The organism is Acrocarpospora phusangensis (assembly GCF_016862995.1).
Classification (GTDB): domain Bacteria; phylum Actinomycetota; class Actinomycetes; order Streptosporangiales; family Streptosporangiaceae; genus Acrocarpospora; species Acrocarpospora phusangensis.
On record NZ_BOOA01000181.1, the window covers coordinates 1 to 2,404 of the forward strand.

The following is a 2,404-nucleotide window of genomic DNA, read 5'->3' on the forward strand; positions in this document are numbered from 1 at the left end:
GGGGCGCGAGCGCTCGGACGGGTGGGTGGGTGGGAGAACAACCGTCACATCGTGGACAGCTTCTCCAAGATCGGCGCCACCGCCCGCAAAGTCGCCCGTTCCTCCGGCGAGAGGTCCTTCAGGCGTTGCACCAGCCAAGCCTCCTTGAGCCGGCGCTCCTCCTTCAGCAACGCCGCCCCCTCCGGGGTGACGCTGATCGACACCTGCCGCCGATCCCGCGGATGCGGCGTGCGCGCCAGCAACCCCCGCTCCTCCAGATTGGCGATCACACGCGTCATCGACGGCGGCTGAACCTTCTCGTGTTCGGCCAGTTCGCCGGGTGTCATCGCGGTGTGCCGCTCGACGGCGGCCAGAGTCGCGAGCTGGGTGGGCGTCAGCGAATGTCCCGTGCCCTGCTTGCGCAGCCGCCGATTCAGCCGCGCGAGCGACACGCGGAGCGCGGACGCCAGACCTGCGTCGCTGCGAAGGCTCGCAGCCACCTCTGTCTTCTGGGTATTCGTTAGCATAAGTCATTACCTTTGCTAACTATATACGACATATCGCTATTCCTCCAAGTCGGGGGCCCTTGCTCACCGTACGTTCCCGTACGAGACGCCAAAGATACGGCGAGGACGCGACTCCCGGAGCCGCGCCCTCGCCGGAGAATGCGATCAGGGAACCGAACAGGTGTATCCGCCCGGCATGGCGGTGTTCCCGTTCGGACGGCTGCCCTGGAACCCGAACGAGGTGCTGGACCCCGCCGGGAACGGCCCCGTCCGCTTGACGACAACCGTCTGCCCGGTCCGCGTGTACGTGGCGTTCCACAACCCGCTGATCGTGTGCCCGGCCGGCAGCGTGAAGGTCACCGTCCACGAGGGAATCGCCGAGGCCCCGGCCCGTACGGTCACCGGCTGGATCACGTACCCGGTGGCCCACTGGGTCTGCGTGGTCGGCGTCACGGTGCACGTCCCACCGCCCCCGCCGCTGGTGGAGAAGGTGACGAGCGCGGAGTTACCCGACAGGTTCCCGGCCCCGTCCCGCGCCCGGACGTACACCTGATACTGCGTGCCGGCCGTCAGACCGGTCAGCGTGGCCGAGTTCGTCGCCGGCGACGCCAGCAGCGGATCGGTCGCCCCCTGCTCGCGGTGGACGTCGTACCCGGCCAGACCGGAGCCGCCGGTGTCCGTGGACGCCGCCCACGTCAGCGTCGCGCCCGAGGACGTCACGTTGGACACCACGGGCGTGCCCGGAGTCGTCGGCGGCGTCGTGTCCGCGTCTCCGATCAGCAGCGCCGAGCGGATCGCCGCGTACGCCGGCTTGCGGTTCAGGCCGGCATCCCACGGCAACGCGGCCCCCTGCCCCGGGAAGTCCAAGGGGACGAAGGAGTACTTGTCCGTGTAGTCCCACAGCGTGATGCCGACACACCGGGCCACGGCCAGGCAGGCGTTGACGACGGCCGCGTAGTCGGCGGCCTGCTGCGTGTCCTTGGCGGCCGTCCGCGGCAATGTCATCCGGATGTCGAGCTGCGTGATCGCCACATCCAGGCCCAGATCGGCGAACCGCTGCATGTTCTGCGCCATCCCGGCGGGCACCTGCCCCACGACGAGATGCCCCTGGAACGCGACCCCGTCGATCGGCACCCCCTGGGCCAGCAGCGACTGCGCCAGGGCGTACATCGCCGAGCTCTTGGCGTTGACCCCCTCGGCGTTGTATTCGCTCAGGTAGAGCTTGGCCGCCGGATCCGCGGCCCGCGCCGCCCGGAACGCCTCGGCGATGTACCCGTTGCCGATGCCCCGCTGGAAGACCGTCTGACGCAGGGTTCCGTCCTCGTTGAAGGGCTCGTTGACCACGTCCCAGGCCACCACGTCACCCGCGTAGTGCCCGGCCACGGCGGTGATGTGCGCCCGCATCGTGTCGAGCAGCTGGCTCGCCGGCACACTCTGCACCCAGGCCGGCAGCTGGCTGTGCCAGACCAGCGTGTGCCCGCGTACGAGCTGGCCGCTCTGCTGGGCGACGTCGACGATCGCGTCCCCGCGCGTGAACAGGAACTGGTTGCGGCTTGGCTGGGTGGTATCCCATTTCATGGAATTCTTCGGAGTGATCTGCCCGAACTCACCCCGCAGAATGGCCATGTACGGGGCGTCGGAGAGCGACGGATTGTCGACCGCGGAGCCGAAGTACCTGCCCCGGGCCTCCGCGTGGTCGCCCAGCGTGTCGGCGGCGTGCGCGGGAAGCGCGGGCAGCGCGGGCAGCAAGGCCGCGACGAGCACGGCGGCCAGCGTGCCCGCCCGGAGGCGGGAGTGCGATGAGCCCATGGATACCTCCACTGAGAAAGAAACGGGGCCGTGGCTGGTGAGCCACGGCCCCGCTACTGCGTCATCTCCCGGTCATCACGGAGAGGTGCAGGTGAAGCCGGTCGGCAGGG

Annotated in this window: 2 protein-coding genes; both read right to left on the reverse strand. The window is 69.3% G+C overall.

Annotated features, from left to right (window positions below; all coding sequences use genetic code 11):
- Window positions 1–44: 44 nt before the first annotated feature.
- The gene (locus Aph01nite_RS40760) at window positions 45–506 is read right to left on the reverse strand and encodes a MarR family winged helix-turn-helix transcriptional regulator (protein ID WP_204046452.1); all 462 of its coding nucleotides are present in this window, start codon (window positions 504–506) and stop codon (window positions 45–47) included.
- A gap of 144 nt (window positions 507–650) precedes the next feature.
- The gene (locus Aph01nite_RS40765) at window positions 651–2,294 is read right to left on the reverse strand and encodes an endo-1,4-beta-xylanase (protein ID WP_204046453.1); all 1,644 of its coding nucleotides are present in this window, start codon (window positions 2,292–2,294) and stop codon (window positions 651–653) included.
- Window positions 2,295–2,404: the final 110 nt, after the last annotated feature.

Coding starts and splice junctions, on each gene's coding strand:
- Aph01nite_RS40760 (WP_204046452.1), bottom strand. CDS start 506: ATGCTAACGAATACCCAGAAGACAGAGGTGGCTGCGAGCCTTCGCAGC.
- Aph01nite_RS40765 (WP_204046453.1), bottom strand. CDS start 2,294: ATGGGCTCATCGCACTCCCGCCTCCGGGCGGGCACGCTGGCCGCCGTG.